26 protein-coding genes are annotated in these 25,279 nt (G+C 56.7%); 11 read left to right on the top strand and 15 right to left on the bottom strand.

Features of this window, described 5'->3' with window-relative positions; all coding sequences use genetic code 11:
- Positions 1 to 170: 170 nt before the first annotated feature.
- Together ccrA and ACR0JI_RS10880 are read right to left on the bottom strand one after the other, a co-directional pair.
- Positions 171 to 1,454, bottom strand: a complete 1,284-nt coding sequence (gene ccrA, locus ACR0JI_RS10885; RefSeq protein ID WP_480475116.1) for a crotonyl-CoA carboxylase/reductase — start codon at positions 1,452 to 1,454, stop codon at positions 171 to 173.
- A gap of 134 nt (positions 1,455 to 1,588) precedes the next feature.
- A complete protein-coding gene (locus ACR0JI_RS10880; RefSeq protein WP_480475114.1) occupies positions 1,589 to 2,953 on the bottom strand; it encodes a 1-acyl-sn-glycerol-3-phosphate acyltransferase in 1,365 nt (454 codons plus the stop codon).
- Between the two features lie 51 nt (positions 2,954 to 3,004).
- On the opposite strand from ACR0JI_RS10880, the gene ACR0JI_RS10875 reads away from it, so the two are divergent.
- The 3 genes from ACR0JI_RS10875 to deoD all read left to right on the top strand — a co-directional run bounded on the left by ACR0JI_RS10875 (position 3,005) and on the right by deoD (position 6,236).
- Positions 3,005 to 5,065 carry a methylmalonyl-CoA mutase family protein gene (locus ACR0JI_RS10875; RefSeq protein ID WP_480475112.1) on the top strand — a complete coding sequence of 687 codons (2,061 nt, stop codon included), beginning with the start codon at positions 3,005 to 3,007 and terminating at the stop codon, positions 5,063 to 5,065.
- A gap of 124 nt (positions 5,066 to 5,189) precedes the next feature.
- Positions 5,190 to 5,507 (top strand): H-NS histone family protein, encoded by a 318-nt coding sequence (locus ACR0JI_RS10870; RefSeq protein WP_480494290.1) that lies wholly within the window; start codon positions 5,190 to 5,192, stop codon positions 5,505 to 5,507.
- Positions 5,508 to 5,525: 18 nt separating this feature from the next.
- The gene (gene deoD, locus ACR0JI_RS10865; RefSeq protein ID WP_480494292.1) at positions 5,526 to 6,236 is read left to right on the top strand and encodes a purine-nucleoside phosphorylase; all 711 of its coding nucleotides are present in this window, start codon (positions 5,526 to 5,528) and stop codon (positions 6,234 to 6,236) included.
- Between the two features lie 24 nt (positions 6,237 to 6,260).
- Here deoD and ACR0JI_RS10860 read toward each other — a convergent pair whose 3' ends face one another.
- From ACR0JI_RS10860 to ACR0JI_RS10805, 12 genes are all read right to left on the bottom strand, one after another.
- A complete protein-coding gene (locus ACR0JI_RS10860) occupies positions 6,261 to 7,124 on the bottom strand; it encodes an urea carboxylase-associated family protein (protein ID WP_480475106.1) in 864 nt (287 codons plus the stop codon).
- Between the two features lie 290 nt (positions 7,125 to 7,414).
- Positions 7,415 to 7,555 carry a hypothetical protein gene (locus tag ACR0JI_RS10855; RefSeq protein ID WP_267363816.1) on the bottom strand — a complete coding sequence of 47 codons (141 nt, stop codon included), beginning with the start codon at positions 7,553 to 7,555 and terminating at the stop codon, positions 7,415 to 7,417.
- 122 nt (positions 7,556 to 7,677) lie between these two features.
- The gene (locus tag ACR0JI_RS10850) at positions 7,678 to 8,457 is read right to left on the bottom strand and encodes a succinate dehydrogenase iron-sulfur subunit (protein WP_117870326.1); all 780 of its coding nucleotides are present in this window, start codon (positions 8,455 to 8,457) and stop codon (positions 7,678 to 7,680) included.
- A 31-nt stretch (positions 8,458 to 8,488) separates the two neighbouring features.
- On the bottom strand, positions 8,489 to 9,115 hold the full coding sequence (locus tag ACR0JI_RS10845) for a sulfotransferase (RefSeq protein WP_480494294.1): 627 nt from the start codon (positions 9,113 to 9,115) through the stop codon (positions 8,489 to 8,491).
- Positions 9,116 to 9,211: 96 nt separating this feature from the next.
- Positions 9,212 to 11,017, bottom strand: coding sequence for a succinate dehydrogenase flavoprotein subunit (gene sdhA / locus ACR0JI_RS10840; RefSeq protein WP_480494296.1), 1,806 nt, complete (start codon positions 11,015 to 11,017; stop codon positions 9,212 to 9,214).
- 18 nt (positions 11,018 to 11,035) lie between these two features.
- A complete protein-coding gene (gene sdhD / locus ACR0JI_RS10835; RefSeq protein ID WP_480475100.1) occupies positions 11,036 to 11,407 on the bottom strand; it encodes a succinate dehydrogenase, hydrophobic membrane anchor protein in 372 nt (123 codons plus the stop codon).
- Positions 11,408 to 11,420: 13 nt separating this feature from the next.
- Positions 11,421 to 11,807, bottom strand: coding sequence for a succinate dehydrogenase, cytochrome b556 subunit (gene sdhC, locus ACR0JI_RS10830; RefSeq protein ID WP_480475098.1), 387 nt, complete (start codon positions 11,805 to 11,807; stop codon positions 11,421 to 11,423).
- A 215-nt stretch (positions 11,808 to 12,022) separates the two neighbouring features.
- Positions 12,023 to 12,685 (bottom strand): DUF1194 domain-containing protein, encoded by a 663-nt coding sequence (locus tag ACR0JI_RS10825; RefSeq protein WP_480494298.1) that lies wholly within the window; start codon positions 12,683 to 12,685, stop codon positions 12,023 to 12,025.
- Positions 12,686 to 12,739: 54 nt separating this feature from the next.
- Positions 12,740 to 13,768 carry a MaoC family dehydratase gene (locus ACR0JI_RS10820; RefSeq protein WP_480494300.1) on the bottom strand — a complete coding sequence of 343 codons (1,029 nt, stop codon included), beginning with the start codon at positions 13,766 to 13,768 and terminating at the stop codon, positions 12,740 to 12,742.
- On the bottom strand, positions 13,768 to 13,974 hold the full coding sequence (locus ACR0JI_RS10815) for a DUF1737 domain-containing protein (protein WP_209506521.1): 207 nt from the start codon (positions 13,972 to 13,974) through the stop codon (positions 13,768 to 13,770). Before ACR0JI_RS10815 ends, ACR0JI_RS10820 begins: the two co-directional genes overlap by 1 nt.
- Positions 13,975 to 13,986: 12 nt before the next feature.
- Positions 13,987 to 14,541, bottom strand: a complete 555-nt coding sequence (locus tag ACR0JI_RS10810; RefSeq protein ID WP_480494302.1) for an NnrU family protein — start codon at positions 14,539 to 14,541, stop codon at positions 13,987 to 13,989.
- A gap of 6 nt (positions 14,542 to 14,547) precedes the next feature.
- Complete coding sequence (locus tag ACR0JI_RS10805) at positions 14,548 to 15,405, bottom strand: HpcH/HpaI aldolase/citrate lyase family protein (protein WP_480494304.1); 858 nt, start codon at positions 15,403 to 15,405, stop codon at positions 14,548 to 14,550.
- Between the two features lie 169 nt (positions 15,406 to 15,574).
- Between ACR0JI_RS10805 and ACR0JI_RS10800 the strand changes: the two genes are divergently transcribed.
- Complete coding sequence (locus tag ACR0JI_RS10800) at positions 15,575 to 15,880, top strand: hypothetical protein (RefSeq protein WP_480494306.1); 306 nt, start codon at positions 15,575 to 15,577, stop codon at positions 15,878 to 15,880.
- Here ACR0JI_RS10800 and ACR0JI_RS10795 read toward each other — a convergent pair whose 3' ends face one another.
- Positions 15,881 to 16,636 carry a sulfite exporter TauE/SafE family protein gene (locus ACR0JI_RS10795; RefSeq protein ID WP_480475086.1) on the bottom strand — a complete coding sequence of 252 codons (756 nt, stop codon included), beginning with the start codon at positions 16,634 to 16,636 and terminating at the stop codon, positions 15,881 to 15,883.
- Positions 16,637 to 16,797: 161 nt separating this feature from the next.
- Here ACR0JI_RS10795 and mdh point away from each other — a divergent pair, with 161 nt between their 5' ends.
- The 7 genes from mdh to ACR0JI_RS10760 all read left to right on the top strand — a co-directional run bounded on the left by mdh (position 16,798) and on the right by ACR0JI_RS10760 (position 25,278).
- Positions 16,798 to 17,760, top strand: coding sequence for a malate dehydrogenase (gene mdh, locus ACR0JI_RS10790; RefSeq protein WP_267363196.1), 963 nt, complete (start codon positions 16,798 to 16,800; stop codon positions 17,758 to 17,760).
- A 308-nt stretch (positions 17,761 to 18,068) separates the two neighbouring features.
- Positions 18,069 to 19,262 (top strand): ADP-forming succinate--CoA ligase subunit beta, encoded by a 1,194-nt coding sequence (gene sucC / locus ACR0JI_RS10785; RefSeq protein WP_267363198.1) that lies wholly within the window; start codon positions 18,069 to 18,071, stop codon positions 19,260 to 19,262.
- A gap of 97 nt (positions 19,263 to 19,359) precedes the next feature.
- Complete coding sequence (locus ACR0JI_RS10780; RefSeq protein ID WP_480475084.1) at positions 19,360 to 20,187, top strand: glycosyltransferase family 25 protein; 828 nt, start codon at positions 19,360 to 19,362, stop codon at positions 20,185 to 20,187.
- 13 nt (positions 20,188 to 20,200) lie between these two features.
- Positions 20,201 to 21,082 carry a succinate--CoA ligase subunit alpha gene (gene sucD / locus ACR0JI_RS10775; protein WP_209506539.1) on the top strand — a complete coding sequence of 294 codons (882 nt, stop codon included), beginning with the start codon at positions 20,201 to 20,203 and terminating at the stop codon, positions 21,080 to 21,082.
- A gap of 1 nt (position 21,083) precedes the next feature.
- Positions 21,084 to 21,779 (top strand): hypothetical protein, encoded by a 696-nt coding sequence (locus tag ACR0JI_RS10770; protein WP_480475082.1) that lies wholly within the window; start codon positions 21,084 to 21,086, stop codon positions 21,777 to 21,779.
- Positions 21,780 to 21,781: 2 nt separating this feature from the next.
- Positions 21,782 to 22,324 (top strand): DUF805 domain-containing protein, encoded by a 543-nt coding sequence (locus tag ACR0JI_RS10765; RefSeq protein ID WP_480494308.1) that lies wholly within the window; start codon positions 21,782 to 21,784, stop codon positions 22,322 to 22,324.
- Positions 22,321 to 25,278 carry a 2-oxoglutarate dehydrogenase E1 component gene (locus tag ACR0JI_RS10760; protein WP_480494310.1) on the top strand — a complete coding sequence of 986 codons (2,958 nt, stop codon included), beginning with the start codon at positions 22,321 to 22,323 and terminating at the stop codon, positions 25,276 to 25,278. Before ACR0JI_RS10765 ends, ACR0JI_RS10760 begins: the two co-directional genes overlap by 4 nt.
- The last annotated feature ends 1 nt before the right edge of the window (position 25,279 follow it).

Raw genomic sequence — 25,279 nt, 5'->3', positions numbered from 1 at the left:
CATAACATGTATGATCTTTTTCGACCTATTCACCGGTTTCTACTCCCCAAAAATAGCGGGAGTAATAATCGCAAGCATTTGAAACCATGAAAAAGGTCTGCAAACAGCAAACCACCCGCGAACCGGCAGTGCGATTCGCGGGTGGTTTTTGTCTAAGGTCCTGAACTGTTTCAGCCTGCGTCCAAAACTTCTTCGAGTGTGCGCAGCCCGGTACGCGGCGCCTGAACAAGCACAGACATGTTGCCCGGCTTGTGTTCATTCCGCAGCATTTTCATATGTGCTTCCGGAAGGTCGTTCCAGGCAAACACCTCGGACATACAGGGGTCCAGACGGCGCTCGACCATCAGCTTGTTCGCCGCTGCCGCTTGTTTCAGATGGGCAAAATGCGAACCCTGCAGGCGTTTCTGGTGCATCCACATGTAACGTACGTCGAATGTGCAGTTGAACCCGGACGTCCCCGCACAAATCACAACCATGCCGCCTTTTTTCACCACGAAGGTCGAGACCGGGAAGGTGCTTTCGCCCGGATGCTCGAACACCATGTCGACATTGTTGCCCTTGCCGGTGATATCCCAGATCGCCTTGCCGAACTTGCGGGCCTCTTTGAACCACTCGGCGTATTCAGGCGTATTGACCGTGGGCAGTTGGCCCCAGCAATTAAAGTCGCGGCGGTTCAAAACCCCTTTTGCGCCCAGACCCATGACGAAATCGCGCTTGCTTTCGTCCGAAATCACCCCGATCGCGTTTGCCCCGGCTGTGTTGATCAACTGGATAGCATAAGACCCCAGACCGCCCGAGGCACCCCAGACCAGAACGTTCTGACCCGGTTTCAGGTCGTGCGGTTCGTGACCAAACAGCATACGGTAAGCTGTCGCGAGTGTCAGCGTGTAGCACGCCGCTTCTTCCCAGGTCAGGTGCTTGGGGCGCGGCATCAACTGCTGAGCTTGCACGCGTGTGAACTGGCTGAACGAGCCGTCAGGTGTTTCATAGCCCCAGATCCGCTGACTGGTCGAGTACATTGGGTCGCCGCCGTTGCATTCTTCGTCGTCGCCATCGTCCTGGTTGCAGTGGATAACAACTTCATCGCCAACCTTCCAGCGCTTGACCTTGTCACCAACAGCCCAGACGATACCCGATGCATCAGAACCTGCGACATGGTACGGTGCCTTGTGGCCATCGAAGGGGCTGATCGGCTGGCCCAGTGCAGCCCAGACACCGTTGTAGTTAACGCCTGCTGCCATCACCAGAACAAGTACCTCATTGCTGTCCAGCGTGGGTACATCGACCACTTCCTGCTGCATCGCAGTGTTTGGCTCGCCATGGCGTTCCTTTCGGATGGCCCATGCGTACATTTGTTTCGGGACATATCCCATCGGAGGGATCTCACCCATTTCATAGAGGTCTTTTTCAGGTGCCTCATACGACGCGATACCGGTTTCGGTGTCCAAAGCCATGCTGGCCTCCTTTTTCAATACTTTTGCCGCGACGCAGAATCGCGTGCTTTATCAGATGAAATATTGGCCATCGCGAAATATTGCAACCGTTTTTGATGCTAAATTGTAATTTTATGACCCAGCGGTTGCAGAAATTATTTTGCATACGCAGAAACAGAAGGGCGCGCGGAAACCGGTACAGATGCTGCATAATACTCCAGCAAATCACCGCGTTGCCCAGATTCGGAAAGAACATGCCCCTGCCGCTTGAGTATCCGTCGTTCAATCAACTGATCCAAAGCGCTTGATATGGCCGACGCATTGTCTTGGGTCTGCTTACCGTCACGTTCCATCATCGCCTGAATACAGGACCGCAGATCCTGTTCCGCCATCGGCCCATTGTCACGTATCAGCAAACAAGCCGCAGGGGCCGGGACCAACGGGATCGCGTTCTGGATACGCTGCATCAATGTGCGCGCCAGATCGGTCATCATGTCATCACTGCCCTTGGCCCGGAACTCTTTCAGAGAAATCGGGATTCCGTACCGGACCGATGCCAGCCCAAACCGCTTGTAACGCCCGATCACTCGCCGCCAGAACTGTTTGAGAATCCAACGCGTGATGACCCCGATCCGGGCCCGAAAACGACGCTCTTTTCCCAGTGCCGCACGGGTCAGAATGGTGTCTTCGAGCACACGGTCATAATTCAAAGCGACAGGAACGAATACGACATCACGCCCCTGCGACGTCGTCCCATCCATTATATACTTGAGCAATCCAAGCTTTGGGCGGGCGAGCGCTCCTGTCAGGCTTAAACCACCTTCTGGAAACATGGCTTGCGTAACACCGGCTTCGGTCGCATGGCGCACATAGGTGGACAAAACCTGCCGGTAGAGCTCGCTGCCTGACTTGCGCCGGATAAAGTAGGCCCCCATTGCCCGGATCAACCGGCTCAGCGGCCAAACCCGCGCCCATTCTCCTACTGCGTAGGATAAAGCAGAGTGCGGGGCCGCCAGATATGTAACCAATACGTAGTCCATATTGCTTCTGTGGTTCATCACAAAAACAACGGTTGCATCAGGGTCGATTGTCCTGACCGCGTCTTCGTCCTCGTAGCTAAGCCGCACCTCGTAGAACGTGTTGCTTAACAGCCGGGCTAGCCGGATCGCAAAACTGAAATAGGCGAAGGCGGAAAAGGACGGCACGATCTCGCGGGCATAGCGGCGTGCCTGCTCGGACGCAACGGCTTCGGGTATTCCAGTTTCGAGGGCGTGATGCTGAACCGCTTTACCAACCTGCGGATCATAAATCAGCCGTTGAATCATGTCGTGCCGACGGGCCAGCTTGAACGGTTGGATCGGACGTTGCAGGCGCTGGTTCAAACGCGCCACGGCACGTTCCAACCGGCGGCGGAAAAACCATCGGACTGACGGGAACAGAAAATGTGAAGCGAAAGTAACCATGGCAAAGACCACGATCAGCACAAAAAGCCAAAGCGGAAGTTCCACGGTTTGCGTCATGGCCGCACCTTGCCACCAATCGAAGCTGCTCACAATCTGAACAATTGCAGGATGCCGCAACGCAGCGAATTGACATGTCCCGAAAATTGCGCTTTAGAACCTCAGGACGTAATTTTATTGCCCACCGAAACGCGAGGCCCCTTCATGACGCAGATGCAGAAAGATCGCCCCTGGCTCATCCGGACCTATGCCGGTCATTCCACCGCCAAGGCCTCGAACGCGCTTTATCGTGGCAACCTCGCCAAAGGGCAAACCGGTCTTTCGGTTGCCTTCGATCTGCCCACCCAGACCGGATATGACAGTGACCACACGTTGGCACGTGGCGAAGTTGGCAAAGTCGGGGTGCCCGTCTGCCATCTGGGCGATATGCGGGTTTTGTTCGATCAGATTCCGCTGGAACAGATGAACACGTCAATGACGATCAACGCGACCGCCCCTTGGTTGCTAGCCCTTTACATCGCCGCGGCCGAGGAACAAGGCGCTGACGTTTCCAAATTGCAGGGCACGGTCCAGAACGACCTGATCAAGGAATATCTGAGCCGGGGCACTTATGTTTGCCCGCCAAAACCGTCGCTGAAGATGATCGCAGACGTGGCTGAGTATTGCTATTCCAATGTCCCCAAGTGGAACCCGATGAATGTGTGTTCCTATCACCTGCAAGAGGCAGGCGCGACACCGGAACAAGAACTTGCTTATGCGATGGCAACAGCCATTGCCGTGCTGGACGAGCTGCGCCCCCGTGTTCCGGTCGAAGATTTTCCGGCACTGTGTGGTCGGATTTCGTTTTTCGTGAATGCAGGAATCCGTTTTGTTACCGAAATGTGCAAAATGCGCGCGTTTGTTGATCTTTGGGATGAAATTCTGCAACAGCGGTATAGTGTTGAGAACCCAAAGTTCCGCCGCTTCCGCTATGGTGTGCAGGTAAACTCACTGGGCCTGACCGAACAGCAGCCAGAGAACAACGTGTACCGTATCCTGATTGAAATGCTGGCCGTGACGCTGTCGAAAAGCGCGCGCGCCCGCGCGGTGCAGTTGCCTGCATGGAACGAGGCACTTGGCCTGCCACGCCCCTGGGACCAGCAATGGTCCATGCGGATGCAGCAAATTCTGGCCTATGAAACTGATCTGTTGGAATTCGATGACCTGTTCGATGGCAACCCGGCTGTTGATGCCAAGGTCGAAGAATTGAAAGCAGGCGCGCGGGCAGAGCTGGCGAACCTGGATTCGATGGGCGGTGCGGTTGCGTCTATTGAGTATATGAAATCCCGCCTTGTGGATTCCAACGCCGAACGTCTGAACCGGATCGAACGCAACGAAACCGTCGTGGTCGGCGTGAACAAATGGATGGAAGGCGAGGCTTCCCCCCTTCAGACTGAAGATGGCGGCATCATGGTCGTTGATCCTGCCGTGGAACAGGAACAGATCGACCGCTTGAATGCGTGGCGGGCTGAGCGGGACGAAGCGGCTGTTGCAGCGACCTTGGCGGCGTTGCGCCAAGCGGCTCAGACAGGAGCAAACGTCATGGAGCCGTCCATTGCCGCTGCCAAGGCGGGTGTGACCACCGGCGAATGGGCCGAAGAGATGCGCAAGGTCTTCGGCACTTATCGTGGTCCGACCGGCGTTTCCGGATCGGTCTCGAACAAAACCGAAGGGTTGGATGACCTGCGCGCGGCGGTTGATGCCGTCAGCGACAAACTGGGGCGACGCCTGAAATTTCTGGTTGGAAAACCGGGATTGGACGGCCATTCCAACGGCGCCGAACAAATCGCGTTCCGTGCCCGCGACTGCGGCATGGATATCAGCTATGAGGGTATCCGGCTGACCCCGGAAGAAATTGTCACCTCAGCCCGCGACGATGACGCACATGTCATCGGGTTGTCGATCCTGTCCGGTAGCCATCTGCCTTTGGTCGAAGATGTAATGGATCGGCTGCAGAAGGCTGGCTTGTCTCACATTCCCGTGGTTGTTGGCGGAATTATTCCGGATGACGATGCCGCAAAATTGAAAGCCATGGGTGTAGCCAAGGTTTACACCCCCAAAAACTTTGAACTTAATGCGATCATGAGCGATATCGTAACACTGGTTGACCCCAAAAACCTCGCAGCCGAGTAACTGAGGTTTTAGACCCTTAATTCCCCGTTTCTTCCCTTTTGATATTTGGGATGGAATAAACCATTCGTTAGAATTACGGTGCGCACTCAAGTGCACCGTAAATAATATCCTTCGGAGATGAATGATGGGGATCAATCTTGAACAGATGTCGCGTAAAGACCTTTTGGCATTGCGTGACGATGTCGAAAAAGCCTTGGTAGGAGCCGAAAAACGCGAGCGCCGTGAGGCTTTGAAAGCCGCAGAAAAGGCTGCCGCGGAATTCGGATACTCGCTGTCCGAGCTTTCAGGCGACGCACCCCGCGCATCCAAGAACACGAAAACAAAAGAAAAATACCGCAACCCTGCCAATCCGGAACAAACCTGGACAGGTCGTGGCCGCAAACCGAAATGGGTGCATGACGCGTTGCAGGCGGGCGCCGATATTTCCGATCTAGAAATCTGATCAGGGCGGAGCGAAACAATGACAATTCATATCGGCGCTGAAAAAGGCGAAATTGCAGACACTGTCCTATTACCCGGAGATCCTTATCGGGCGAAATGGGCAGCCGAGACGTTTTTGGACGATGTGAAACAGGTCAATAACGTCCGGGGGATGCTTGGGTTTACCGGAAATTGGAAGGGAAATCCTGTAACGATACAGGGTAGCGGCATGGGAATGCCCTCGCTCTCTATTTACGTAAATGAGTTAATTCGTGATTACGGTGCAAAAACCCTGATCCGAATTGGGTCGTGTGGCGGAATGCAGGACAGCGTAAAAATTCGAGACGTCATTCTGGCAATGGCCTCGACAACGCTAAGCACGCCGTCACGCGGTATCATGAAAGAACTGAATTTTGCACCCTGCGCCGATTGGAGTTTGTTGCAGGCGGCAGCAAAGGCGGCGGCTGCCAAAGGAACCCCTACCCATGTCGGCGGGATTTATTCTTCGGACGTTTTCTATGATGAGCGCCCGGACCTGAACGAACAGATGGTGCGTCACGGGATTCTCGGCGTCGAAATGGAGGCGGCCGAGCTCTATATCCTGGCAGCGCGCCACAAATGTCGTGCTCTGGCAGTTCTCACCGTTTCCGATCACCTTCTGACGGGAGAGGCTCTGCCATCCTCGGAACGTGAAAGCAGCTTTGGAGACATGGTGGAAATCGCGCTACAGGCCGCATTCCCGGGCAACTAGCGGTAAGGTGGGTACCCGCCGATCCTAACGCCCGTGCGTGCGATCATAGCCATTGCGCGCCGGGCTTTCCCAACCATCCAGGTCTGTGACCGTCGCGGCAAATGTTTCGACCAACAAGGGATAACACGCGGCGGTGTCCGAGGAATGCTCGGACGAGCAATCCCCACCCGGACAGGCGCTGAGATTGCCAAGCAGATCGATCTCGGCAAAGAATTCCAGATAGTCGCCGGGGCGAACGGGCGATGCTTTCATGAAATACTGACCTGTATCCCGAGTGAAACCGGTACACATGAAGACGTTCAGAACGTCGTGCACCGCGGGTTCGGCCTCATCCATCGGGATATTCAGATGATCCGCCAACGCGCGGGTCAGGTTGGAATGGCAGCAATGATGATACTGCGTGCCGGACAGCAAATTGCCCGTATATGGATCACAACGCGTGCCAATCACGTCATGAACCGACCCCCCATGGGTATCGATCCCGTACCATTCCAGTGTATCCGCTATGATCGTGGCCATCGGGCGCAGATGTGGGAAACTGGACCACATCCGCTCTCCGGTGGTCAGGTGCGTGCCATGCAGAGCCCGCGTTTTCCCGGAATAAAAGCGCTCGGACAAATCATTGCGGTTCCACAGGTTCAAATCGCCAACCTGCGGGCCTTGAACCGATGTGATGCGAAAGAAATGCCCGGCAGGTACATCGAAACAGCGCGCCTCACGCGGAGGAACCAGGACTTCGCCGGTTTTGACTGCCCGTTGGCGTACAGATCTCATCCAGGGCAAATCTGGTCGCGGCAAGGCATCGTTCGGATAACAAATAACAGGGGCGACCGAACGACGGGCTTCGGCATCTTCGGGGGGGCGGGCAGTATTCTCAGAACCGGTCATGGCGTGCAGAGTGGCGGATTCTCTGGCTCGCGAAAAGCCCTATTTTCAACGCTCACTTGCCTTCAGGCATCGCATAGGTTGGTCCGTCGCAGCGATTTCCGCTCCACAATAGCTGCACCGCCAGATGCCATGACGTCTGTTCTGTCGCCAGCGACAATCACGTGTCAGCGTCGAATGACGCGAGCGCCAGAAAAAATAGGCGAACACTCCGGCGGCCAACAAAAGCAGAAGAACAGGCATTCCTCTGCTTTGCCGATTGACCAATGTTTTTCAAGGGCTGTCGCATTTGGTCAGGCCGCGTTTGCGTATTCGAACAGCTCGGGCTCTTTGTCGGCTTTAACCGGTTCCGGCGTGTAGTAGGCCCATGCCTGCTCCAGCAGTTTCAGCGCCTCTTTTGCGTCGATTTTTTGTTTGGATGTGTTTGCATTCATTGGAGTGATCCTGACTCGAACTCATCACTCCTCCCTGACCAAAAAATAAGGCAATGTAGCCGGGGCCACATCGCCTTATTTTGCAAGATCGACATGCGCTTACCGCAATTCGGCGCAGGTGCTTATACCGCGCGTTCGACCATCATCTTTTTAATCTCGGCAATCGCCTTGGCCGGGTTCAAACCTTTGGGGCAGGTCTTGGCACAGTTCATGATGGTGTGGCAGCGATAGAGCTTGAACGGATCTTCCAACTCGTCCAGACGCTCACCCGTGGCCTCATCCCGGCTGTCGATGATCCAGCGATATGCGTGCAACAGAGCAGCAGGGCCGAGATACCGGTCGCCGTTCCACCAGTAGCTCGGGCACGAGGTCGAGCAGCTGGCGCACATCACACACTCATAGAGACCATCCAGCTTTTTCCGATCTTCGATCGACTGCTTCCATTCCTTTGCAGGACGGTTGGTCTTGGTTTCCAGCCACGGCATGATCGACGCATGCTGGGCATAGAAATGGGTCAGATCAGGGATAAGGTCCTTGACCACAGGCATATGCGGCAGCGGATAGATTTTCACGTCGCCCTTGATCTCATCCATGCCATAGATACAGGCCAGCGTGTTGATCCCGTCAATATTCATCGCGCACGAGCCGCAGATGCCTTCACGGCATGACCGGCGAAATGTCAGGGTCGGGTCGATTTCGTTCTTGATCTTGATCAGCGCGTCCAAAACCATCGGTCCGCACGTGTCCATATCGACAAAGTAGGTATCGACACGGGGGTTCTGTCCGTCATCCGGGTTCCAGCGATAGATCTGGAACTTTCGCACATTGGTCGCGCCATCCGGCTTTGGCCAAGTCTTGCCGGTGATAATCCGGGAATTTTTGGGCAGGGTCAGTTGAACCATGTCAATTCTCCATTCAGCACAAGGCCGCCTTTCAGCCTGTCCGGGCGCGCTGGGACGCCCCTCGGTTATAATGCCCCCAATGGGCGATGTTCACGTCAAAATCCGACGCGAGCCAGTCCGCAACGCGTTGCGGATCGTCCTGATCGATATCAAAACGCAGGTAGCGCGGGTTGCCGTCGAAATAGGCTTCTACTTCGGCATGGTGCACATCATACATATGTGCCCAGCCGTGTTTCACTTCATCCGCACTCTGCCCATTGGCTCTGCAGCACCGATCCAGATACCCGCCACCGGAATGGTTGGCGCGCGAAGCAATCCAGTCATCCCTGTCCCGTGTGTTCAGCAAGAAATAGGCATTCGGGTAAGCTTCATGCAATTCACGGAAGAAACGCGCCCCGTCCAGCATGAAGCGTGAGCTGACGAAAGCGATGTCGGTGAAGGCCCGCACCGCTCCGAACCCGTCCAGTGGTCGTCGCCCCATGGCTATGTTGGTCAACATGCGGTGCGCAAGGTTTCGGCCCTGGTCATCTTCCCAATGAACTGACGGTATCCCGCTGTTCTGGAACAGCCTGTGAAACGAGGTCGTTGCACAGCGGTTCAGCCCGATCAGGATGATCTTGGGATAGCCTGAACCGGATTGCAGGACCTCGACCGTCATGACAAGCACCGGACACGGACCGACCACTGGCCAATAGCCATTGCGGTTTTCGTGGGTATTTGGCGCTTGCTCACCATTGCCTGCTGTCCGAGCCTTTTAGAACGTACGTGCCTTGGGTGCGATTTTCTTCAGGCTGATGCCACCTTCGTCTTCGGTCGTCAGCGGATCGACGATCACGGGACGATAGCTGAGCTCAACCTTGTTGCCTTCGACCCGACTAACCGTGTGAACACGCCAGTTTTCGTCATCACGTGCAGAGAAATCCTCGTGCGCGTGGGCACCACGGGATTCCTTGCGCGCCTCTGCGCCGACGATCGTGGCCAGCGCGTTAGGCATCAGGTTGGTCAGTTCCAGCGTTTCCATCAGGTCACTGTTCCAGACCAGCGACCGGTCGGTGACTTTCAGATCGTCCATCTTCGCAGCGATTGCCGTCATCTTCTCGACGCCTTCGGCCATGGTCTTGGCGGTACGGAACACGGCAGCATCCGCCTGCATGGTTTTCTGCATCTCAAGCCGCAACTCGGCGGTCGGGATGGAACCGCTAGCGTTGCGCACCGCGTCGAACCGGTCAAAGGCCTTATCGACCGATGCCTGGTTCAAAACCGGGTTCGCAGCTTCTGCATCCACAACTTTGCCTGCCCGGATCGCCGCCGCGCGGCCAAAGACCACAAGGTCAATCAGCGAGTTCGAGCCCAAGCGGTTCGCGCCGTGGACCGAGGCGCAACCGGCTTCGCCCACTGCCATGAGGCCCGGAACCACAGCTGTCGGGTTCTCGGCCGTTGGGTTCAGAACTTCACCCCAATAGTTTGTGGGGATACCGCCCATGTTATAGTGCACGGTTGGCAGAACCGGGATCGGTTCCTTGGTGACATCCACGCCGGCAAAGATCTTGGCGCTTTCCGAAATGCCCGGAAGACGTTCTGCCAAAGCTTCGGCTGGGAGGTGACTGAGGTTCAGGTGAATATGATCCCCTTCCGCACCGACACCACGACCTTCGCGGATTTCCAAGGTCATCGAGCGTGAGACGTAATCGCGCGGTGCGAGGTCCTTGTACTGGGGGGCGTAACGCTCCATGAACCGTTCACCTTCCGAGTTGGTCAGGTAACCGCCCTCGCCACGCGCGCCTTCGGTGATCAGGCAGCCCGATCCGTAGATGCCGGTCGGGTGGAACTGAACGAACTCCATATCCTGCAGCGCCAAGCCCGCGCGGGCCACCATACCGCCACCGTCACCGGTGCAGGTATGGGCCGAGGTCGCGCTGAAATAGGCGCGGCCATACCCGCCGGTCGCCAGCACAACCATCTTGGCATTGAAGACATGCATCGTGCCATCGTCCAGCTTCCAGCAGACAACACCCTGGCACTGGCCGTCATCGGACATGATCAGGTCGGTGGCGAAGTATTCGATATAAAACTCAGCATTGTTCTTCAGCGACTGGCCATACAGCGTATGAAGGATCGCGTGGCCGGTCCGGTCCGCAGCGGCACAGGTGCGCTGTACTGCCGGGCCTTCGCCGAATTCAGTGGTGTGACCACCAAACGGGCGTTGATAGATCTTACCCTCTTCGGTTCGGCTGAACGGAACGCCATAGTGCTCCAGTTCGTAAACAGCCTTGGGCGCTTCCCGAGCTAGGTATTCCATCGCATCGGTATCGCCCAGCCAATCCGAGCCTTTCACGGTGTCGTACATGTGCCACTGCCAGTGGTCGGGCCCCATGTTTGACAACGACGCGGCGATACCGCCCTGAGCCGCCACAGTATGCGAACGGGTTGGGAAAACCTTGGTTACGCAAGCCGTGCGAAGACCCTGTTCCGCCATACCCAGTGTTGCCCGCAGACCGGCCCCACCGGCACCGACAACGACCACGTCATATTCATGCGTTTCGTATTCGTATGCAGCCATTTCTTTCAGCTCCGGGAATTAAAGGGCAATGCGAGCGACGGCAAAGATGCCAGCCGCAGCCGCGCCATAAGACAAGCAGGTCAACAGAATGATCAGGACCTTTTCAAGCGTGCCGTGAACATAATCTTCAAGCATCACCTGCGCACCGTCCGCGAAGTGTTTGAAGCCAACCGCCAGCGTCAGTGCTGCCACGATGGCAGGGAAAGGTCGCGAGTAGTAGTCGAGAACGACCTCGAATGGCTGGCCCAGGATCGGACCAAAGGTGAATACAAACAACGGCACAAGGATCAGCAAAGCAACCGAGCTGACTTTCATCGCCCAGAAATGGGCAGTACCGGATTTCGCCGAGCCAAGTCCAGCGGCGCGTTTGCGGTCGGTCAGATAACGCATGTCAGGCCTCCAATCACGCGACGAGGACAAGGGTCAGAAGGGTCAAGACGACCGATCCGATAACAACAGCCCAACCCATTTTGGTCGCTGTCGGAATATCCAGACCAACTGCATTGTCCCAGATCAGATGCCGCACACCGGCCAGCGTGTGATACCAAAGCCCCCAAACGGACAGCGCCATCACAAGGTCTCCAAGCATCGAGGTTATTACCCCATTCGCTACGGCAAAGGCCTCGGGCGAGGTTGCAGCGGCCAGAAACCACCAGACGATCAACAGAGCTGCGAGCAGAAGGGCGTTACCGGTGATGCGCGTCAGGATGGACGTGATCGACGTCAGCTGCGGGCGATAAATCGACAGATGCGGCGAAAGTGGGCGATTGCCCCGATTTACATCGGCCATGGCGGCTCCTTTTCGGTTGGCTACCGAACGTTTTACTGGTTTTTGCGACACTGTCACGTGCTGCGAGTGCAAAAACCATCAAATTGCGCTCAATTATACGGATAATTCAATTATGTGATCACGCAAAATAATCTCGTGATCACATATCACATTCCGCACTGTCAATGTTAGCGTTTTCAAGGCCGAAGAGATGTGATCACGAATCTCTCAAGCCGTCATTTCAGGTCTGCCGTTTGCTGCGTCACTTCGCGCAGCAGTTTTCGACGAATTCGTTCCGGGTAATCCGCGAACCCGGTGGCAGAAACGACAAAGGCACCTTCGCCCACGATGACATTCTCAAAGAAATATGCCGTCAGGTCCGGTTCGCTTTCCTCAATAGCCAGCGCGTTGACAACGATTCCCTCGGCGCGCAGGGCCGCATGTACCCGTGTAGGTTCAATCCCTTCATTGGACACACCGTCCCCTGACAGGTCAATCAGATGCCGTCGGCAGTCGGAAACCGAATCGAATGAACTCAGAGTCATTTGAAGCGCCTCGCCGATTGCCGTCGAAAAATTCCGCCAGATGCGCGGATCGGCGGCAACCTGGTCTGCAAACTGATCCAGCGAGGCAAAGCTATCAATACGGGTCCAAGGGATAGTGATCCGCTGGCGCGATGAGCCGGTCCACTGCACCAGCATCAGCCGCGCCTGCCCCCGCACCAGTGCCTCGGACACGATCGGGTCGCGCAAACCTGCGGCCAACCCATCCATCTGGATGCGATATTCGCTGCTATCGACCGAACCAGAAACGTCCACAGCCAAAGCCAAGGCCAGATCGCAGGCCTGAGCCGCCGGAGCCAGAGTGACGCTGGCCAATATCGCGCGTAGCAGGTTCATTGTGCAAACCTATCACGCCTTGCAAGCCGTGGCGTCACATATCCGTCAGATCACTTATTTGGGCATCAATGCCCAAAAGTCGAGATCCAGCAGAACGCCTGGCAGGTACCGCCCTTCTTCGTTCTTCAGCTTGAACGGATCACCGCCCTTGGTCGCGACCAGACGCAATCGCACAGCGCCTATGCCGGGAACCCCGGTTTCCGCTTTGCCCAGAACTTCGGACCATGCCTTGATCGTATCACCCGCAAAACAAGGGTTAGCATGGGCGCCACCATTCAAGCCGACAATCATCTGCGCATTTGCAAGGCCATTGAAGGACAATGCCCGCGCCATCGAGATTACATGCCCACCGTAAATGAGCCGCCCTTCCGGACGGAACGTCAGGTCGTAATGCACCTTGGCGGTGTTCTGCCACAAACGTGTGGCCAGCATATGCTCGGCCTCTTCCACGGTGACACCGTCCACATGATCGATGGTTTCACCGACCTCATAATCGCCCCAGCGGTGCGGCTCGCCCGCGAGAGCAAAATCGTAGTTTGCAAAATCGAGCCCTTCCGGAACGATCAGGTCCTGCGGATCAAGCACAGCCTTCAAATCGGGAACAACCGTCTCGGGCGCGGGTGCATCCATGTTTGCCTTACGCACCATGACCCAGCGCACATATTCAAGAACCACCTCGTCCAACTGGTTCAACCCGCGGGTACGAACCCAGACAACACCGGTTTTTCCGTTGGAATTCTGCTTCAGGCCGATAACCTCTGATACGGATCGCAGCGTATCGCCGGCAAAAACAGGTTTCAGCCAACGACCTTCGGCATAGCCCAGATTGGCAACCGCGTTCAGAGAAACATCAGGCACGGTCTTGCCGAACACGATGTGGAACGCGGCCAGATCATCTATCGGGCTTTCCGGCAACCCACAGTCCCGGGCAAATTCATCCGAGGAGTAAAGCGCGTGACGTGCGGGATAGAGCGCGTGATACAAGCCGCGCTCTCCCTCGGTCACGGTGCGAGGTACTGCATGCTGCAACACCTGCCCTACAGAATAGTCCTCGAAAAATCGGCCCGGATTTGTTTTTGCCATTACTGCTGTCCCAGTTTCATGTCGGGGGAATAGTCGGCCTCGACCTCTTTGGTCACGGCCTGCGCACAACGCATTACGTTGCCGTTGGCATCAAAGGCGTAAGCCGGGTCGCCATACAGCTCCCATCCCTTTGACAGGGCGTCGGACACCTTGTGACAGAAGGCCGAAGTGTCTTCTTCGGTCAGCAAGCGATAAAGCTTCGACATCAAATCAAATCCTTATGAGCCGAACGGAGATGGGCCAACCAGCCCATGGATGTACCCGATAATTCCCATCAGAACGATCGAAGCCACAACGAACATCGCATCCTTGCCGTAAGTGCCAGGCTCTGCCGGGGTCCACTCGGGTTCAGACTTGTTGATTACAATGACTTCGACCACCGCCCATGCCAGAAGGCCACCAAACAGGATGATCGAGGCCAGATCGCCGTTCACCAACAGGTGCGCAAAAGCCCACAGTTTGAACCCGCCGAGCATCGGGTGGCGCAGCTTGTTCAGAAGTCGGCCTTTTGTGCCCGCAGGACTCATCAAATAAATCGCGATCAAAACCAACAGGTTGTTGACGTGAATCAGAAAGGTCGGCGGCGCCCAAACGTGGATGAAGTCGGTCATGCGATACCCGAAGATCATCAGAAGGATCGACGCGACCAAAGCCAGGGCAACAGCGCCTTTACCCGCGTCACCCATTGCGGCACGGCGTTCAGGTGCCACACGTTTGAACAGATGCGCCCCCCACCACAGCGCCACACCCAAGATCAGAAGAACAAAGCCCATGCTGGCCTACCCCGCTTGCAAAGCTAATATCGCCTCTGCTTTTGCCAGAATTTCGCGGGCAGTTACAACGTGCAGATTTTCGACAATCTTGCCATCGACAACGGCGACCCCTTGGCCAAGGGCCTCGGTCTCTTCAAAGGCCGAGATCTGGCGGCGAGCCAGGTCGATCTCATCATCCGATGGCGCGAAGGCGGTATTTGCCACTTCGACCTGGGCCGGGTGGATCAGCGTTTTGCCATCAAAGCCCATATCGCGGCCTTGCGCACATTCGAACGCCAGACCTTCGACATCCTTGAAGGCGTTGTAAACACCGTCGATGATGATCAGCCCTTCGGCCTTGGCAGCCAACAAGCACAGCCCTAACGAGGTCATCATCGGCAGGCGATCTGGGCGGAAGCGGGTTTGCAGCTCTTTCGCCAGATCATTTGTTCCCATCACGAATCCGGCCATCAGCGGATGCGCGGCGATTTCTGCTGCGTTCAGCATTCCACGCGGGGTTTCCATCATAGCCCAGATCGGCAAATCTCCGGTGATCGCAGCCAGCGCGTCTACGTCAGCCGCCGAATTCACTTTAGGCAACAGGACAACGTCGGCATCCATTTCGCGCACAGCCTCGGCATCCGCACGGCCCCATTCGGTGTCTAACCCGTTGATCCGAACAATCTTGACCCGTGATCCGTACCCTCCGGCAGCCAAAGCCGCCTTGAGCGTTTCGCGCGCATTGTCCTTTTCGTCGGCTGCGACCGCATCTTCCAGATCAAATATGATTGCATCTACCGGCAGAGTGCGGGCCTTTTCCAAAGCCCGATCCCGGGACCCGGGGATATAGAGAACCGAACGATAGGGGCGCTGACGAGGATCCATGGACCACTCCCATTGAAATAAAGTTGCGCGGAATGGGGCATTTTTTACCGGAAAGTTCAAGCCCAAAATTGCCGCACCGCAGCAAACACGACGCAACGTGCTTTGCCTTAACTGAATTTCGGCCCCTGCGCGGCACCCTGACCGGCAGAGGGAACCGAAAGGATTCGGGATGCGAAAGACAATGTTCAAGATGACGATGGGACTTGGGATCATGGTTCTGGCGGCACAACAGGTACAGGCCCAGGGGCAAAACTGCGCACCGCGAGAGGATGTGCTGGAAAGGTTGACCGACACTTATGGCGAAACGCGCAGGGGCTTTGGTCTGGCCCAGCAAGGCGCGGTCATGGAACTTTTCGCCTCAACTCAAAGCGGCAGCTGGACCATCACGGTGACCTTGCCCAACGGGGTCACCTGCCTCGTCGCTTCGGGGCAAGCTTTTGAGGCTGTAGCCGAAGCGCTGCCCCCGAACGCCTGATCAGGTAAGTGCGTCCCAGATCAGCTTACCGCCGGTGAGGGTCAGCAGCACATAGGCAATTCCAAAGAACAGGCGTTCGGACAACATGAAATGTGCACGGACGCCCAGCCAGGCACCGAGAACAGCAAACGGTGTTAACAGCATATCGGCCCATGCCGTCTGCCACGTGAACATGCCAAGATAAGCGTAGGGTACAAACTTCGCGATATTAATCACCCAGAAGACCAATACTGTACTGGCTTGAAACTCGGTCTTGGTCAGCCGTTGGGACAACAGGTAAACGGCAGCCGGAGGGCCTCCGGCATGGCTGACAAAGCTGGTGAATCCCGCGACCAGCCCTGCAAACAGGCCAGCGGAGGGCGGCAACCGTCTGGCAAACCCGCGCACCCAGCCTTTTGACTGTGCGATGTGCCAGATCACGAACCCGACCGAGATGCCGCCTATCAGCAGGCGCAGCAGGTCATCATCCGTTGAACGGTAGAGCCATGCCCCCATTGCCACACCGGGTACAGCACCCAGGATCAGCAGGCGCGCATCCCCCCAGTTCCACCGCTTCCAATAAGGGCCCAAAGTGGCCACATCGATCACCATCAGAATCGGCAGCATCAGGGCCAGGGCCTGCCCAGGTGTTAGGATCAAGGCCAGAATCGATGATGACGCAAAGGCCACGCCCGAGCCGAAACCACCCTTCGAGATACCCGCAAAAATCACCGCCGGGATCGCCACTGCAAAAAACATCAGGTTCAATTCGAACATGCACCGGTCCCGGTTTTGGCTTGTCTCAAAGGCCCTTTAGCGCAACCACATAGGGTCTCGCAAACGGTATGCGGTTGTATGCCACGTCGCAGAACTCTTGCCTAATGCCGTTTTAACGACTAGCACAGCCGCGATTTCAAAACCGACCGGAGATATTCCAAATGGCCAGACCCAAGATTGCGCTGATCGGCGCGGGGAACATCGGCGGCACGCTTGCGCATCTTGCAGCTGTCAAAGAACTGGGTGACGTTGTCCTGTTTGACATCGCTGACGGGTTGCCACAGGGCAAGGCGCTCGACATCGCCGAGTCAGGCCCGTCCGAAGGCTTTGACGCCTCGATGAAAGGCACCAGCGATTATGCCGATATCGCCGGCGCGGATGTCTGCATCGTGACCGCAGGCGTAGCCCGCAAACCGGGCATGAGCCGCGATGACCTGCTGGGCATCAACCTGAAAGTCATGAAATCGGTCGGCGAAGGTATCGCAGCACATGCGCCCGATGCGTTCGTGATCTGTATCACCAACCCGCTGGATGCCATGGTCTGGGCGCTGCGCGAATTCTCGGGCCTGCCGCATAACAAAGTCTGCGGCATGGCTGGCGTGCTGGATTCAGCACGTTTCGCGCATTTCCTGTCGGAAGAGTTCAACGTCTCGATGCGCGATGTGACCGCGTTCGTATTGGGCGGCCATGGCGACACCATGGTGCCGTCGGTTCGTTATTCGACCGTTGCCGGTATCCCGCTGCCTGATTTGGTTGAAATGGGCTGGACCTCGCAAGAAAAGCTGGATGCCATCGTACAGCGCACCCGTGATGGTGGCGCCGAAATCGTCGGTTTGCTGAAAACCGGATCGGCTTATTACGCGCCCGCCACCTCGGCGATCGAAATGGCCGAAGCCTATCTGAAAGACCAGAAGCGTGTTCTGCCTTGTGCGGCGTACTGCAGCGGTGAGTTGGGTGTTAACGGCCTTTATGTCGGGGTGCCGACTGTCATCGGCGCTGGTGGCGTCGAGCGCATTGTGAACATCAAGCTGAACGAAGACGAGCAAGCCGGCTTCGACAACTCGGTCAACGCCGTGAAAGGCCTGATCGAGGCGTGCAAGGGTATCGACAGCTCGTTGGCGTAAAACTGCCAGACAATCCGAATTTGAGGCCGGCCCAATTCTGGGCCGGTTTTCATTTGCCACCGCGGAACCCGGCCGCATATGTTGGCGCAAACGTCCCAAATCCCTTTTTTCGAATGTGATTTCAAAAAACTGTGCAGAAATATCGAATCAATCGATGACGCTTGAATTTTTGTGATCACACCCTAAAAACCTGTGATCACAAATGTTGAAAATCTTCGACAATTTCCCGTCGCAGGTCAAAAAACCCTTTAAATTTGCCCGCTAGACACGCCTATAACGGTTAAACGCAGTCAGACGGGACAATTTCGATGAACATTCACGAATATCAGGCCAAGGCTCTTCTTCGCAGCTACGGCGCTCCGGTCTCCGATGGTCGCGCCGTATTGCGCGCCGAGGAAGCCAAAACCGCAGCCGGTGAACTGGATGGGCCGCTTTGGGTCGTCAAGGCGCAGATTCACGCGGGTGGCCGCGGTAAAGGCTCGTTCAAAGAAGCCGATGCTGGTGAAAAAGGCGGTGTCCGGCTGACGAAATCGGTCGAGGAAGCGGCCGAAGAAGCCAAGAAGATGCTGGGGCGCACTCTGGTCACCCATCAGACGGGTCCGGCAGGCAAGCAGGTCAACCGCATCTATATCGAAGCCGGTTCCGGCATCGAGCGTGAACTGTACCTGGCTCTGCTGGTGGATCGTCAGACCAGCCGTATCTCGTTTGTCTGCTCGACAGAAGGCGGTATGGACATCGAAGAGGTTGCTGCCGCGACGCCCGAGAAAATCCTGTCCTTCTCGGTTGACCCGGCCACCGGCTACCAACCCTACCACGGTCGCCGCATCGCATTTTCGCTGGGGCTTGAGGGCGCGCAGGTCAAGCAGTGTGTCAGGCTCATGGGCATCCTCTACAAAGCCTTCGTCGAGAAGGATATGGAGATGCTGGAGATTAACCCACTGATCGTATCCGACAGTGGCGACCTGAAAGTGCTGGATGCCAAGGTTGGCTTTGACGGCAATGCGGTCTACCGCCACCCGGATATCGCCGAACTGCGCGACACGACCGAGGAAGATCCCAAGGAACTGGAAGCCAGCAAATACGACCTGAACTACATCGCACTGGATGGTGAGATTGGCTGCATGGTGAACGGTGCCGGTCTGGCGATGGCTACGATGGACATCATCAAACTGTATGGTGCCGAACCTGCCAACTTCCTCGACGTGGGTGGCGGTGCAACCAAAGAGAAGGTGACCGAGGCGTTCAAGATCATCACCTCGGACCCGCAGGTCAAAGGCATTCTGGTCAATATCTTCGGCGGCATCATGCGCTGTGACGTCATCGCCGAGGGCGTGGTGGCTGCGGTGAAAGAGGTCGGTCTGCAGGTTCCGCTTGTCGTGCGACTGGAAGGCACCAATGTCGAGAAAGGCAAAGAAATCATCAACAACTCGGGTCTGGACGTGATCGCGGCGGACAACCTGAAAGACGGTGCCGAGAAGATCGTCAAGGCGGTTAAGGGGTAAGCAAGTTGCTGTGGAGTGGGCTACAGGCCGACCCCACGGCAACTACAATCCAACTTTATCCATTTCACGCGGGAAATCGAAAGAAACAATCGATCTGATGTCCATCCCCATCTTCCTCATAGGTCTTGAACGCGCCACCGGGCGGGCGCGTTTGATGGCGCAGGAGCTGCAAAAGGCAGGCCTGTCGGCGACGCGCGTCAACGCTGTTGATTGCGACGCCGCCACCCGTGAGGATTTTCTGCGTGAATGCCGGTCCGAGGGACCTTGGGGTTATTTCCATACCAAGGACATGGCCTGCACCCTAAGCCATGCCAAAGCGTGGGAGGACGTTGTCGCCTCTGGCGCGGAACAGGCCTTGATACTTGAGGATGATGTTTTCCTGTCGCCAGAACTGGCGGATTGGTTGAACGATGCGTCCTGGTGGCCAGAGGATGCCGATATCGTGCGGTTCGAACGCTGGCGCAGTACAAAGTTTTACCTCGCACTTGGGCGCAAGCGTTTACCCCATCTGGGTCGGGAGCTGTGCCTGATGCGCTCGCGCCACCCTGGCGGTGCCGCATATGCGTTGACCCGAAAAGCAGCAGAACATTTTCTGGCGCAAAAGCCTTATGACATCGCACTGGATGGCCTGTTGTTCAACCCGTCAGCCTCGCCCGCGGCGCGTCGGGTCAATGTCTATCAGGTGATCCCTGCCATGGTCGAGCAAGGCAACGATGCGCCGGGCGAAATCCAGATGGGTGCCCACCGCGCACGCCCTACGGGCTGGCCGCTGGTCCGCCAAAAAATCAGGCGCGGTATCGCCGAAATCAGCAGCGGCCTGCGCACGATGGCCGATCTGGCCCTTGGTCGCGCCACGCTTCAGAAAATCACCTATGCGCCGCAGGTTCTTCCAGCGGCTGAACCCTATCAATCCCACACCGCCTAGAGAAAGGGACAAAATGGCAGTCCTCATCGATGAAAACACCAAAGTGATCTGTCAGGGCTTTACCGGCTCGCAAGGTACATTCCACAGCGAACAGGCTATTGCCTATGGCACCAAGATGGTCGGCGGCGTGACCCCCGGCAAAGGCGGGATGGAGCATCTGGGCCTTCCCGTGTTCAACTCGGTCCACGAGGCCAAGCACGTGACCGAAGCTAACGCATCGGTGATCTACGTACCGCCCCCATTCGCGGCGGATTCGATCCTCGAAGCGATTGATGCCGAGATGGAAGTGATTGTCTGCATCACCGAAGGTATCCCGGTTTTGGACATGATGAAAGTGAAACGCGCGCTGGAAGGCAGCAAGTCGCGCCTGATTGGCCCGAACTGCCCCGGTGTCATCACGCCTGACGCCTGCAAGATCGGAATCATGCCCGGCCATATTCACAAACGCGGGAGCGTGGGTGTCGTTTCCCGCTCGGGTACGCTTACTTATGAAGCCGTGAAACAGACAACGGACGTAGGACTGGGCCAGTCCACCTGTGTGGGCATTGGCGGCGACCCGATCAAAGGGACTGAGCATATCGACGTGCTGGAATGGTTCCTGGCAGATGACGAAACCACTTCGATCATCATGATTGGCGAGATTGGTGGTTCGGCCGAGGAAGAAGCCGCGCAGTTCCTGGCAGATGAGGCCAAGAAAGGCCGCAAGAAGCCAGTTGCAGGCTTCATCGCAGGCCGCACGGCCCCTCCGGGCCGCCGCATGGGCCACGCGGGCGCGATCGTCGCCGGCGGCAAGGGCGGTGCCGAGGACAAGATCGAAGCCATGCGCTCGGCCGGTATCGTCGTGGCTGAAAGCCCGGCGCAGCTGGGAGAGGCTGTGTTGGAAGCGATTGGGTAAGATGCCCGCTCGCAGACTCTATGGTGGATTGGTCGCGGCAGCGCTTTGCTTATCAGCAAACGCGCTGGCTGCCGATGAACTCAATTGGCCCGAGTCTGTTTGCAGTGAGACTGAAATTGACAGCCGGGAAATCGTATCCCGGCTGCGTCAAGAGAGCTGGATCGACGCGGATGACGCAACTCAAAGATCGGCTATGTTATCCGAACAATGGATAGGTATTCTTAACACTTATTTCTGGGAAAATGGCCTAGATTGGGCAGAGAAACGTCTCGAGGTCCTCAACTGGTACACTGGCGATATAAAGGAGCTATATTTTGATGCGTATACGAGCCGCCCGGACATTTTAGTCGACCCAAAAGGTGAGGAGATCATAATCGCAGGCACCACTGCAATCAAAGGCGCAGAAGCCAACCGTTTCTATTTTGATTTGTGCTACCACTTGATGAAAAAAAGCCAGATTACATCAGAGTTTATATCGGCAGCGGTTGCAGAAGAAGCTTATGGAACGAAAGTGACACCCGCTTCTCGAGCATACAATGTCAGTTTCAGAAAAGGTGAGCCAAGACGCACCGACGGGTTACTCTACGTAGAATTATTGCCGGATGCCTTTGAGGTCTTTGGTCCTAACGCGCCCGTCTACTGGACCCAAATCAGGCGAACCTCTCAGCAATTAGTCGCGCCAGAGGTCAACGAGTAAACATGACCTTCTCCGACGCCATACGCACCTGCTTCTCCAAGTTCTTCACCTTTTCGGGCCGTGCTTCGCGGCCCGAATACTGGTTCTTTTTTCTGTTCATCGTGATCTGGAGCATCATTGCCGGGATCATCGACTGGCAGTTCTTCACGCAGGTCGCGGTGACGGAAACCGAAACCTCGAAATCCGTGTCGGCCACGTCCTCGCAACCGGTGCAGGGCATCGTCAGCCTGATCGTCTTCTTTCCCCATCTGGCAGTTGCTTTCCGGCGGATGCATGATACCGGTCGCAGCGGGCTGTATGCTCTGCTGCCGATCCTGTTGATCCTTGGCGCCGGAGCCGTGCTCGTTTTCGGTATCGGCCTGGCCTCTCATTTCCAGCATGGCGGTAGGCTGGATATCCTGTTCACCCGCGCCACGTTGCTCATCGTTCTTCCGACACTACTGGTACTGGTGGTGTCGCCCCTCCTGGTTCTATGGTGGCTGACACGCCCCAGCCAGCCAGGCACCAATCAATACGGTCCCAACCCAACAGAGGTAGCCCTATGACCGAACATTCGCCCAATTCCGCCTTTCATGCCTCAAGCTTCATGCAGGGGCATAATGCCGAATATCTGGAGCAGCTTTATGCGCAATACACAAAGAACCCCGGTGCGGTGGATGCCGCATGGGGCGCGTTCTTTGATGCCATGGGCGATGATGCCCCCGATGTTCAACGCGAAGCCGAAGGTCCGTCCTGGGCGCGCACCGACTGGCCGCCGATGCCAGCAGACGACCTGACTGGTGCGCTGACTGGTGAATGGGCCGAGATTGACGCCAAAGCGACGGGCAAGAAGATCAAGGACAAGGCGGCTGAAAAAGGGGCTGAGGTCAGCGACGACCAGATCAAACGCGCCGTGCTGGACAGTTTGCGAGCACTGATGCTGATCCGGGCCTATCGCATCCGTGGCCATCTGGCCGCGGATCTGGACCCGCTGGGCATGCGCGCTGCCAGCACCCATCCTGAGCTGGACCCGAAGACTTACGGTTTCACCGATGCCGACATGGATCGCCCGATCTTTATCGACAACGTGCTGGGATTGCAGGTCGCTTCGATGCGGCAGATCGTTGAGATCGTGAAACGCACATATTGCGGCACCTTTGCGCTGCAATACATGCATATCTCGAACCCGGAAGAGGCCGCGTGGCTGAAGGAGCGGATCGAGGGCTATGGCAAGGAAATCGCGTTCACCAAGGAAGGCCGCAAGGCGATCCTGAACAAGATGGTCGAGGCCGAGGGCTTTGAGAAGTTCCTGCACGTCAAGTACATGGGCACCAAGCGGTTCGGTCTGGACGGTGGCGAGGCGCTAATCCCGGCGATGGAACAGATCATCAAGCGTGGTGGCGCGCTTGGCCTCAGTGACATCGTCATCGGGATGCCGCACCGGGGTCGCCTGAACATTCTGGCCAACGTGATGGGCAAGCCTTATCGCGCGATTTTCAACGAATTCCAGGGCGGTAGCTTCAAGCCAGAGGACGTGGATGGCTCTGGCGATGTGAAATATCACCTCGGCGCCTCCAGCGATCGCGAATTCGATGGCAACAGTGTGCACCTGTCATTGACCGCCAACCCCTCTCACCTTGAGGCGGTAAACCCGGTAGTTCTGGGTAAGGTTCGCGCCAAGCAAGACCAACTGGGCGACACGGACCGTACCAGGGTCATGGCGATATTGCTGCACGGTGACGCGGCCTTTGCCGGTCAGGGTGTTGTGGCCGAGGGCTTTGGCCTGTCCGGCCTGAAAGGGCACAGAACCGGCGGCACCATGCACATCGTGGTCAACAACCAGATCGGGTTCACTACCGCGCCGCATTTCAGCCGCTCGAGCCCCTATCCCACCGATATCGCGCTGATGGTCGAGGCCCCGATCTTCCATGTGAACGGCGACGACCCCGAGGCGGTAGTTCACGCCGCGAAGGTGGCGACCGAGTTCCGCCAGAAGTTCCATAAAGACGTGGTTCTGGACATCTTCTGCTATCGCCGGTTTGGCCATAACGAGGGCGATGAGCCCATGTTCACCAACCCGATCATGTACAAGAAGATCAAAACCCATAAGACAACGCTTTCCTTGTATACCGAGCGGCTGGTCAAGGACGGGCTGATCCCCGAGGGTGAGATCGAAGATATGAAGGCCGCCTTTCAGGCCCATCTGAACGACGAATTCGAGGCCGGGAAGGACTATAAACCCAACAAGGCCGACTGGCTGGATGGGCGCTGGTCGCATCTGGACAGGAACAAGGATGATTATGTCCGGGGTGAAACAGCGATCTCGGCAGAGACACTGGCGGAAATCGGAGCCGCGCTGACCAAGGCTCCTGACGATTTCGCAATGCACAAAACCGTTGAGCGGTTGCTGGAACATAAGAAACAGATGTTCGAGACCGGTGCAGGCTTCGACTGGGCCACGGGCGAGGCACTGGCGTTTGGCTCGTTGCTGACCGAGGGATACCCCGTGCGTCTGGCCGGACAGGATGCAACACGGGGCACGTTCAGCCAGCGTCACTCTGGGTTTGTTCATCAGGAAACCGAAGAACGGTATTACCCGCTCAACAACATCCGTGCCGGGCAATCCCAATACGATGTCATTGATTCGATGCTGTCGGAATACGCGGTGCTGGGTTTCGAATACGGCTATTCGCTTGCAGAACCGAACGCTCTGGTTCTGTGGGAGGCGCAGTTCGGCGACTTTGCCAACGGTGCGCAGATCATGTTCGATCAGTTCATCAGCTCGGGTGAAAGCAAGTGGCTGCGGATGTCCGGTCTGGTCACACTGCTGCCGCATGGCTTTGAAGGGCAAGGCCCAGAACACTCGTCAGCGCGTTTGGAACGGTTCCTGCAAATGTGCGGTCAGGACAACTGGATCGTGGCGAATTGTACGACACCCGCGAACTATTTCCACATCCTGCGCCGTCAGTTGCACCGGACCTTCCGGAAACCACTGATCCTAGTGACGCCGAAGTCGCTGTTGCGTCACAAGCTGGCCGTCAGCACGGCGGATGACTTCACCACAGGCTCCAGCTTCCACCGGGTGCTGTGGGATGACGCGCAAAAAGGCAACTCTGACACCAAGCTGGTGGCCGATGACAAGATCAAGCGCGTCGTCATGTGTTCCGGCAAGGTCTATTTCGACCTGTTGGAGGAACGCGATGCGCGTGGTATCGACGACATCTACCTGATGCGGATCGAACAATTCTATCCGTTCCCGGCACATTCACTGATCAACGAACTCGAACGGTTCAAGAATGCCGAGATGGTCTGGTGTCAGGAAGAGCCCAAGAACCAGGGTGCGTGGACCTTTATTGAACCCAACATTGAATGGGTCCTGTCCCGTATCGATGCAAAACACACGCGCCCGACCTATGCCGGTCGCGCCACATCGGCCTCGCCCGCAACGGGGCTGGCCAGCCAACACAAAGCCCAACAAGAAGCGCTGGTAAACGAAGCGCTGAGCATTGAAGGAAAGTAAG

Source organism: Ruegeria sp. N10 (assembly GCF_056531545.1).
The sequence above is the reverse complement of the archived record's forward strand: the minus strand, read 5'-3'. Positions and strand labels throughout refer to the sequence as shown.

Excerpts from the sequence above, each read along its gene's own strand:
- ccrA (WP_480475116.1), bottom strand. The coding sequence starts at position 1,454 with ATGGCTTTGGACACCGAAACCGGTATCGCGTCGTATGAGGCACCTGAA.
- ACR0JI_RS10880 (WP_480475114.1), bottom strand. The coding sequence starts at position 2,953 with ATGACGCAAACCGTGGAACTTCCGCTTTGGCTTTTTGTGCTGATCGTG.
- ACR0JI_RS10875 (WP_480475112.1), top strand. The coding sequence starts at position 3,005 with ATGCCGCAACGCAGCGAATTGACATGTCCCGAAAATTGCGCTTTAGAA.
- ACR0JI_RS10870 (WP_480494290.1), top strand. The coding sequence starts at position 5,190 with ATGGGGATCAATCTTGAACAGATGTCGCGTAAAGACCTTTTGGCATTG.
- deoD (WP_480494292.1), top strand. The coding sequence starts at position 5,526 with ATGACAATTCATATCGGCGCTGAAAAAGGCGAAATTGCAGACACTGTC.
- ACR0JI_RS10860 (WP_480475106.1), bottom strand. The coding sequence starts at position 7,124 with ATGACCGGTTCTGAGAATACTGCCCGCCCCCCCGAAGATGCCGAAGCC.
- ACR0JI_RS10855 (WP_267363816.1), bottom strand. The coding sequence starts at position 7,555 with ATGAATGCAAACACATCCAAACAAAAAATCGACGCAAAAGAGGCGCTG.
- ACR0JI_RS10850 (WP_117870326.1), bottom strand. The coding sequence starts at position 8,457 with ATGGTTCAACTGACCCTGCCCAAAAATTCCCGGATTATCACCGGCAAG.
- ACR0JI_RS10845 (WP_480494294.1), bottom strand. The coding sequence starts at position 9,115 with ATGACGGTCGAGGTCCTGCAATCCGGTTCAGGCTATCCCAAGATCATC.
- sdhA (WP_480494296.1), bottom strand. The coding sequence starts at position 11,017 with ATGGCTGCATACGAATACGAAACGCATGAATATGACGTGGTCGTTGTC.
- sdhD (WP_480475100.1), bottom strand. The coding sequence starts at position 11,407 with ATGCGTTATCTGACCGACCGCAAACGCGCCGCTGGACTTGGCTCGGCG.
- sdhC (WP_480475098.1), bottom strand. The coding sequence starts at position 11,807 with ATGGCCGATGTAAATCGGGGCAATCGCCCACTTTCGCCGCATCTGTCG.
- ACR0JI_RS10825 (WP_480494298.1), bottom strand. The coding sequence starts at position 12,685 with ATGAACCTGCTACGCGCGATATTGGCCAGCGTCACTCTGGCTCCGGCG.
- ACR0JI_RS10820 (WP_480494300.1), bottom strand. The coding sequence starts at position 13,768 with ATGGCAAAAACAAATCCGGGCCGATTTTTCGAGGACTATTCTGTAGGG.
- ACR0JI_RS10815 (WP_209506521.1), bottom strand. The coding sequence starts at position 13,974 with ATGTCGAAGCTTTATCGCTTGCTGACCGAAGAAGACACTTCGGCCTTC.
- ACR0JI_RS10810 (WP_480494302.1), bottom strand. The coding sequence starts at position 14,541 with ATGGGCTTTGTTCTTCTGATCTTGGGTGTGGCGCTGTGGTGGGGGGCG.
- ACR0JI_RS10805 (WP_480494304.1), bottom strand. The coding sequence starts at position 15,405 with ATGGATCCTCGTCAGCGCCCCTATCGTTCGGTTCTCTATATCCCCGGG.
- ACR0JI_RS10800 (WP_480494306.1), top strand. The coding sequence starts at position 15,575 with ATGCGAAAGACAATGTTCAAGATGACGATGGGACTTGGGATCATGGTT.
- ACR0JI_RS10795 (WP_480475086.1), bottom strand. The coding sequence starts at position 16,636 with ATGTTCGAATTGAACCTGATGTTTTTTGCAGTGGCGATCCCGGCGGTG.
- mdh (WP_267363196.1), top strand. The coding sequence starts at position 16,798 with ATGGCCAGACCCAAGATTGCGCTGATCGGCGCGGGGAACATCGGCGGC.
- sucC (WP_267363198.1), top strand. The coding sequence starts at position 18,069 with ATGAACATTCACGAATATCAGGCCAAGGCTCTTCTTCGCAGCTACGGC.
- ACR0JI_RS10780 (WP_480475084.1), top strand. The coding sequence starts at position 19,360 with ATGTCCATCCCCATCTTCCTCATAGGTCTTGAACGCGCCACCGGGCGG.
- sucD (WP_209506539.1), top strand. The coding sequence starts at position 20,201 with ATGGCAGTCCTCATCGATGAAAACACCAAAGTGATCTGTCAGGGCTTT.
- ACR0JI_RS10770 (WP_480475082.1), top strand. The coding sequence starts at position 21,084 with ATGCCCGCTCGCAGACTCTATGGTGGATTGGTCGCGGCAGCGCTTTGC.
- ACR0JI_RS10765 (WP_480494308.1), top strand. The coding sequence starts at position 21,782 with ATGACCTTCTCCGACGCCATACGCACCTGCTTCTCCAAGTTCTTCACC.
- ACR0JI_RS10760 (WP_480494310.1), top strand. The coding sequence starts at position 22,321 with ATGACCGAACATTCGCCCAATTCCGCCTTTCATGCCTCAAGCTTCATG.